We start from the raw sequence: 7,446 nt of genomic DNA, 5'->3' as shown, positions 1-7,446 counted from the left end.
CGCGACTACATGCGCCTGCCCGACCACCACCCGCGCCGCCTGCACTACATGCCCGGCGAGTCCAGCCGCGGCGACCGAATACTTCTCTCGCAGATTCACGACTGGCAGCGCCGCAACCGCACCGATGCCACGCTGGCCACCGCGCCCGCCGCCCGCGTCCGGGGCCGCCGACCCGCCGGCCAATAGTCAGCTTTTAAGTAGTCACTCTAACTGCCGGCCACCATTGCCGGCACAATATTCCATTCCCTGTTATGTCTCAGCTACTCCCCATCGTTGGCCCCGACAGCCCCGAAACCCGCTCCATCATTACCATTCAAAAGGTCAAGCTCAAAGACCAGCACTTGACCTGCGAATTCACTGAGCAGCGTAGCGAGGAGGCCCCGGCCCGCACCTTTGCCCTGTCCTGCGCAGAGCAGGTACACCCCGACCTGACCCATGCGCTGAGCCGCTTGGTACCGCACCTCTGCTTATTGGCTGAGCAGCTGACTGAGACGCCCGATTATTGGCCCGATGAGTCCGAGGAGTTGCCCGCACTGTTTAAGCCGTTTGCTATTACCGGCTTCTCGATGGGTCGTAACCAAGGCGGCGTTACGCTCATCGGTCAGCGCGAGTTGGCCGGCGGGCGGGTGCTCAACCTGACCACGCCCTACCAGTCTTTCGATGACGAGCAAGCCAGCTACTCTTACACCGGTCTGCTGGAAACCACCCTGACTGCGGCCCTGGTAGAAGTCGAAGCCGCCCTGCGCGGTAAGTGCACCGACTACCGCCAGCTTGACCTATTCGGGCCCACGGCTGCTGTTTCCCGTATTCCCACTTCTTCCCTGGCATGAAGGCCCCTGCCTTTCTCTTCTATACGGGTGACTTCCTAAGCTCGCCCGATGTGCAGCTGATGGAAGCCCACGAAGTGGGGGCCTACTGTTTGCTCTTGTTCAACTCCTGGCAGTCCGACCGCCCCGGCTACCTGACTGCCGACGAAAACCGTCTTCGCCGCACCGCCCGTCTCACGCAGGCGCAGTGGGCCGACAGCCGCGAGCTGCTGCTTGGCAAATTCCCGCTGGCTGCCGATGAGCCTACCCTACGCTACAACCCGCGCCTGGTACAGGAGGCCATCAAGCAAACCACCAAGCGTGAGCGGCTGGCCGCCAACGGCCGCAAGGGCGGTCGGCCCGAAAAGCAAATGCTTTCCGAAAATAATCCGCCAGCTTCTCAGAATCCGTCCGGAAAGCAAATGCTTGCTACGGACAAGCAAAAGCTTTCCAGCGAAAAGCAATTGCCCCCGAAAGAGAAAGCAAATGAAAAGGCTTTCAATTTCAGTTTCAATACTTCTAACGAAGTAGAGGAAGGGGCTGACGCCCCACCGCCCGAGCCCACTAGGTTGGAAAGGAAAAAAATAGCTACCCCGACTCTGGCCGAGGTGCAGGCCTACGCCGCCGAGTTGCACTCCGGCAGCGCCGACGCCCAGGCCGAGGCCGCCGCCTTCCACGACCACTACGAAAGCAACGGCTGGCGCGTGAGCGGCAAAACCCCGATGGCTGACTGGCGTGCCTCTTTTCGCGGCTGGATGCGCCGCCGTCCGCAATTCCAAGCCGCCATACCCCATGGCAATGGGCAAGCCGCACCCCCAGCCCGCGCCCGTACCGCACCAAAATCCGCCGACCCTAGCCGCTGGAGCTAACCCATCATGCACCAAACCAAACCCGCCCGTTTCATCGACCCGGCCGGCCGCGCCGTCATTTCGGCCCCGACCGGCGGCCACCTGCCACCCCAGGCTCTTGACCTGGAAGCTGTCGTACTTGGTGCCGCACTACTTGAAGCTCACGCCCAGCGCACCCTGCTGGCTTTGTTGCCCACCGAGGAAGTATTCTACTCAGCGGCCCACCAGCAAGTGTACCTGGCCATCCGCGACCTGGTGCAGCAAGGCGACCACGCCGACCTGCTTACCGTCGTAGCGCAACTGCGCCACCGCGGCACGCTGGCGCGCACCGGCGGCCCCGCTTTCGTAGCTGGCCTCACCAGCAAGATCAACTCGGCTGCCCACTTCGAAACCCATTGCCGCATTTTGCAGGAGCAGCACGCCCGCCGCGTCGTCATCCGCGCCGGCACCGAGTTGGCCGCTCATGCCTATGACGATACCTGCGACCCGCTGCAGCTGCTAGCCGACGCCCAGGCTCGCCTCACCGGCCTGCACCGTACCCTCGAAACCCGCCCCGGCCAAACGGCTGCCGCCGCTTTCGACGCCACGTTCAACCGCCTCGCGCAGTCCGTTGGCCAGCATGGCCTCACCGGCATTCCCACCGGCCTCACCCAGCTCGACGGCCTGACCGGCGGTTGGCAGCCCGGCGACTTGGTTATCCTGGCCGCCCGGCCCGCCATGGGCAAAACGGCTGCTCTGTTGCACTTCGCCCGCACCGCCGCCCTCGACCACAACCACCACACCGCCGTTTTCAGCCTCGAAATGCCCACGCTCCAACTCATGCAGCGCATGATTGCCAGCGAGGTACCCGGCTACAGCAACTCCGACCTGCGCCGCGGTAACCTGCCTGGCGGCCTCGACCAGGTAGCTCACATCCGCCAGCAGGCCCAGCGCCTTCAAACCCACGGCCACCAGTTACACATTGACGACACGCCCGGCCTGAGCATCCAGCAGCTGCGCGCCAAGTGCGCCCGCCTCCACGCCCAGCACCCGCTAAGCTTGGTTTTAGTCGACTACATTCAACTCATGCGCGGCGACACCAAAGGCAACCGGGAACAGGAAGTTGGCAGTATCAGCCGCAGCTTAAAGGAGTTGGCCAAGGAGCTAAATGCGCCAGTCATCGCCTTGTCTCAATTGAGCCGTGATGTAGAGAAAAGGGGAGGGGAGAAGCGCCCATTGCTCAGTGACTTGCGCGAGTCGGGCAGCTTAGAACAGGACGCCGACTGCATCATCTTCCTCTGGCGCGGCGAGTACTACAAAATCGCTGAGTACGAGGACGGCACTCCTACTGTCGATACGGTGCTGTTCGACATTGCCAAGCACCGCAACGGGGCCACAGATGAGGTCATTACCTCCTGCTCCATGCGCCGGGGAGTATTTGAAGATTTGTCGTGACCCTATTCTCTGCTGTATGCTGGATCTGGTTCTGGAAAAAAGTGAGGCATTATTTTAACAGAATATTCATCGGAATTTGTGAGATTTATGTTGTCTGCAATTGACTTAAAATACGAATACCAATAATTCTTTTGTGCTTCTTTTACCACCCTAATGTATTCTGTGTCAAGTCGTGCTGCGCGCCAAGTTGTACTGTAATAGTTCGCAAGAATGAAATCAATTGCCAATATTACATCTAGTGGAGGATGAGGAAGACGAGGAGATTCTAAGAGTAAGTGTGAACCATAAAACTCTTCTTTGTCAGTTTTTGCATCCTGTGCATCCCAAATTTTCTTTCCGCCATATTGCCAATGATAGCGAGGGTGAGCGAATGGGCTAGGCTTGTATTTTCTTTTGCCATTGTCATCTCTTTCATCTTCATCAACTCCCTCAGGCGGATGGCTGTCCATGTGCCAAGCGCAGAAGATGTTGTTAGGAAATTCCGCTGAGAAATCAGCAACTACGATATTAACTGATAAATCAATTAATGGATCTTCATCTTTATTTGTTCTTCCTGTGTATTTGCCTGATGCTTTTACTGACAAAATAACTCTGAATTCTTTTGCCTTATTAGGGTGAACTTTGTCAAGCTTAGCGTCTTTGAAGGCTTTTTTAGGAAAATTAAAATCCTTCATATAATAATTCCACAGATCATCTGATTTATCTAGGCCATAACAATGTTGGGCGATTGTTTCTATTTGTTCCTTGTCAAAATTATTCTCAAATTTTCCTATGATACTGCTTATCTTTCTAAGAGCACTAGCATAACTTCCTCCAGATTTCATATTTTTTGAGTCTCTATTTACCGGTTATCACTATCTTCCTCGAAACGCTCTATGTCCAAAGGATCAATTTTGGTTCGATCCGCTTTTCTTCCACCAGAAAGCTTTCCATGCAAGGAAACATACTTAGTATTCTGCCAAGGGTAGAGTTGTTTGTCAACCGCATATCCTTCCATGGGATCTAATGGTTGACGAGTAATTTGGCAAATAGTCCAGAAGGTTGTGGATGTTGTCAGTTCGATGGTGGTTGCAGGATGAATGTCCTGTCTGTCGGAGTTTCTCTTGATGCATTCAACTCGCTTTTCCGCTCCTGTGGTCCTAAGTGGCCCCGGGCATTCAGCTAGGTTCGCCCATCCTTTCTCGACGCCTGATACCCACCAACAGGGCCAACCGTATGCAAAAGCACCTGTGTAGCGGGCATTAGGAAAAAGCTTCTCTGCGAGGTCGTCAAAATCCTTTACGTCCCTAATATCAAGACCTAATCGGGCTGCCAGAATCTCGCTGCTAACCAATGCACTGTTGGGTATAGTGAGCAGTTGCTGGTGAATAAATCTGGCCTGATCGTACACCGATGCATCTCCTATGGCTTCGCCAAGAGGTAGGGCGATGCGTGGGTCTATTACGCGAAGAAAGGCACTGCTTTTATCCAGCAAACGGGATATTCTATCAAAACCGGTTTCTTGTAACGCTATTATTTGTGAGTAACCGTCGGCTAGAGAAATCAATTTGCGTGCAGTCTTACGCGCATACTTTACGTCCAAATCCGCTAGCTTCTCTTTAAAAATAGTCAGATCAAACAGGTCATGACTAGTATCATCCGGCCAATATGAATCGTCTAACTTCTCATCGTTCGACCACAAAACAAGCGGGCATATGGGAAAGCCGTCTTTGTCCTCCACTGCTCTAGTATGGATTTCCTGAGCTAATGCCGGTGCCCGGTAATGAGCTTTACTGCCTTCACCATCCAAACGTAAGTCCAGAAGCAATCCATCGAACCCCACACCTTCGTCAGGCCTAATCTTCTCCTTTAGGTTAGTTAGCTGTAATGAGAACTCATCAGGTTCACTAGGTTCGATATTGAGTCTTTCATCCTGGTCACTTATAAAATCCAGGTAGGAATGCGTTGCCGTATCACCGGCATCATCAACGCAGAGATAGTTGACAGGATTACTCATTGTATTGGTATGCAGGAAATTCTGCTCTGATGCAGGTAGTGTATCCGTTGGGAGGGGTAGTGAGAAATACTTCGCCTCCATATACGGTTACGATGTCATAAACAATCTTCAAACCGAGGCCACTTCCCTGTGCTTCCTCAGCAGCTGAGCTGCTGCGGCTAGCAGGTGAATCAGTTGTGAAAAAGGCGTTAAAAATACGCTCTTTCAGATGTTCAGGAATTCCATCGCCATTGTCGGCAAATTCCAGGAAAACCCGCTTATTTTCTTCACCTACGCGTAAAAGCATGTGGCCTGTAGACTTAGCCCGACGAATAGCTTTCAGCGCATTTGAATAGAAGTTGAAGAGCAGTGAGCTGATTTCCGAGGAGTGCATTGGCGGTGTCAACAACTCGTAACCCTGCGGTTCGAATGTCAGTGTGATACCAGCCCGTTTAATAGACACTGACATGGCATCTTCGAACTGACGACCTGCAACCCGCAAGTCCTGTGGCTCCAACTCTCGGCTGACATTGTCGCTGACTGTCTGATAGAAATAGGACGAATAACCTCGAATCAAACTGATGTTGGCAGCTAGATGGTCAATTGTTCTCCGTTCCCGTGATGTGGTGGGGACAATTTTACTCAAAAACTCAGTGTTCAACTGTGCGGAACCCAAGGTCTGGCGAATCTCATGAGTGAACTCTCCAATCATGATACCTAGACTTGCCAGAACCCGCAGCATCTGATTCTCCTGTAGAAGTGTCTGTGCATCATTCGCAGCCTCCTCGATGTCGCGTGCTGCATCATCGAGCGGAGTGAATTCGTCAGGTTCATCCCCTTTTTCGTTAGCATCCCCCTGTGGCTCAGAATTTTCCTTACCACTATCCGTACTAGAATCATTTGGAGGGGCCTGATTAACTTTTTGCTCCCGGGCTTTGGAAATAGTTTCTCTGATTTGGGTTGCTGCTACCCGCAGGCGTTGTGCAGGGTCACTGTCAGGCTTTTTCTGCCAATCTGTTTGACCTGCTGTTTGCTTTTTTTCGCGCGCTTCAGCTATTCTTTGAATAGCAGCGGTTAATAATCTATAGGCAAAATCTTGTAACTCTCTAAAAGCATCATTTTCAATGAGTCCTTCTCTACTAGATCTTTCTTCAAATAATTCTCCTTCAGAGTCACTTAATTCTATTAAACCTATGAAGTTATTATTGGCATGAGGTGGTAAAAATTTCCTTCCTGCATAAGAAGCATCCAATTGAAGCCAATCGTCACCTCTTTCACCATATGGGGGAACACGGAAACCATTTCTAAAGACACGAATTCCTCCTTGTTGTCTACCTATTTCCTGCAAAGTCCCAAAAAGTATTCTTGGAAAAAGATCTGCATTCCATATATAGTAATAAGCCTTAATACTAACATTTCGGAGATGAATAAAGGATTTCTTGTTCTCACGGTCATGGCCAATACTCCAAGTTTCTTCTGCAATACCAAGTTTTATTGATTCAACAGACCATTTCCCTTGGCCTTTGTCATCGACATGGCCTTCGATGATAGCCAAGGCATTAGAAAATATGGTTTCTTCTTGGGAGGCAATGACTGTCTTTTCAGCTCCAGTTTGTTGTATCAGTTCAACATCAAAACGCCCCGCATTTGCTGAGGGTGTAACTGATGCTTCCGTTTGGGTATCCTTAAACTTGGTTAATGGGAAGGGCTGTAGTAGTTCCGACACATAGCGGTATACACGCCGTTGTTCAGCATTAGTCCATGCCTCGCGTAGCTTTCTTATGAAAAGAGTAGTTCCGTAGGGACGCTCTTTGGCTATTTCCTCGACCCGACTCTTAATACTACCTAAGTCACGCCCTGCCCGGAAAATCTCCCAATCTACAGTTACACGAAGGGCTTTTTCAGAATTGGGGGTTTGAGTCGTTAATACCAGCTCCTCGCCTAATCGTTGCACGGCGAAGCGTCCAATTCCCTTGCGACCAGCTCGCCTGCGCTGATAACGTTCCGAGGTAGGGTGTAGCAGTTTGTCGTTAGAAGACAAACGCATGAAGCCATTAAGGAGCTGATCCCGAGTCATGCCCAGTCCATTATCTTCAATCAGCATCGTGCCGCCGGGTGCATCGGTGTTAGAGAATATAATTTTAACATCCGTTGCATCCGCATCATAAGCATTCTTGATAAGCTCCGCTACCGCTGTTTCCTGCTTGCCTACTAATTCTTGCCCCAGCCGGTTGATAATGCCAGCATCTATGGTGAAGCGTACATTTTCCGTATCGAGTTGGGTAATCTTATTGGTGATAGCCTGAATAAGATCTATATCGGGCGGAGTGGCGTTTGCAGCCTCAGCCAGCTGAGTCTGTAGCTGTTCTAGCGTAGTCATATA

Annotated in this window: 7 protein-coding genes; 4 read left to right on the top strand and 3 right to left on the bottom strand. The window is 51.9% G+C overall.

Annotation, left to right across the window (positions count from 1 at the left end):
• The 4 genes from VF639_RS23770 to dnaB all read left to right on the top strand — a co-directional run.
• On the top strand, nt 1-186 hold a 186-nt coding region (locus tag VF639_RS23770; protein WP_331148454.1), incomplete at its 5' end, for a hypothetical protein.
• 65 nt (nt 187-251) lie between these two features.
• Entirely contained in the window at nt 252-830 is a 579-nt protein-coding gene (locus VF639_RS23765; protein WP_331148453.1) for a hypothetical protein, read from the top strand.
• A complete protein-coding gene (locus tag VF639_RS23760; RefSeq protein ID WP_331148452.1) occupies nt 827-1,675 on the top strand; it encodes a DUF1376 domain-containing protein in 849 nt (282 codons plus the stop codon). Before VF639_RS23765 ends, VF639_RS23760 begins: the two co-directional genes overlap by 4 nt.
• 6 nt (nt 1,676-1,681) lie before the next feature.
• On the top strand, nt 1,682-3,088 hold the full coding sequence (dnaB, locus tag VF639_RS23755; RefSeq protein WP_331148451.1) for a replicative DNA helicase: 1,407 nt from the start codon (nt 1,682-1,684) through the stop codon (nt 3,086-3,088).
• 2 nt (nt 3,089-3,090) lie between these two features.
• Here dnaB and VF639_RS23750 read toward each other — a convergent pair whose 3' ends face one another.
• Genes VF639_RS23750 through VF639_RS23740 form a run of 3 tightly spaced genes read right to left on the bottom strand, consistent with a single transcriptional unit; the run spans nt 3,091 to nt 7,443 of the window.
• Nucleotides 3,091-3,912, bottom strand: coding sequence for a hypothetical protein (locus VF639_RS23750; protein WP_331148450.1), 822 nt, complete (start codon nt 3,910-3,912; stop codon nt 3,091-3,093).
• 17 nt (nt 3,913-3,929) lie between these two features.
• On the bottom strand, nt 3,930-5,084 hold the full coding sequence (locus VF639_RS23745) for a hypothetical protein (RefSeq protein ID WP_331148449.1): 1,155 nt from the start codon (nt 5,082-5,084) through the stop codon (nt 3,930-3,932).
• A complete protein-coding gene (locus VF639_RS23740) occupies nt 5,077-7,443 on the bottom strand; it encodes a sensor histidine kinase (RefSeq protein ID WP_331148448.1) in 2,367 nt (788 codons plus the stop codon). Before VF639_RS23740 ends, VF639_RS23745 begins: the two co-directional genes overlap by 8 nt.
• Nucleotides 7,444-7,446 lie beyond the last annotated feature (3 nt).

The organism is Hymenobacter sp., assembly GCF_036387835.1.
Classification (GTDB): domain Bacteria; phylum Bacteroidota; class Bacteroidia; order Cytophagales; family Hymenobacteraceae; genus Hymenobacter.
Note: the sequence above shows the minus strand (reverse complement) of the source record. Positions and strands in the feature narration are given on the sequence as shown.